General features: G+C 64.9%; 1 protein-coding gene. It reads right to left on the minus strand.

The window, feature by feature from the left end; all coding sequences use genetic code 11:
• A partial coding sequence (locus BV453_RS01350) for a phosphatidylserine/phosphatidylglycerophosphate/cardiolipin synthase family protein (protein WP_249520677.1) occupies nucleotides 1–393 on the minus strand: 393 nt, incomplete at both ends.

Below are 393 nucleotides of genomic sequence, written 5' to 3' on the forward strand. Positions count from 1 at the left end.
CATAGAGGTAGATCGACACTCCGGCCCGCAGCAACTCCTCGTAGTAGGACCGTTGCGCGTGGTAGACGAGCGCTTGGTCACCGATGTGGGAGGCGAACAGCTCCACCTCCACACCGCGCGACGCTGCCGTGACGATGGCCAGCATCGTCGATTCCTCCGGCACGAAGTAGGGGCTGGTGATGCTGACCCGGCGCTCGGCCTTCTGGATGAGCATGGCGTAGAGCTTGAGGTTGTTGTCGTTCTCGAAGCTCGGCCCGCTCGGCAGCACCTGGGCGTCGAGCAGGTCCGGCGCCGGATCGAGCACGATCGGCGAGGTGTCGAAGGGCAGGATCTGGTCGGTTTCGCTGTACCAGTCGGCCAGGAACACGGCGTTCAGCTCGCGAACCGCCGGAC

This window comes from Microbacterium sp. ER1, from assembly GCF_023383675.1.
Lineage (GTDB): Bacteria > Actinomycetota > Actinomycetes > Actinomycetales > Microbacteriaceae > Microbacterium.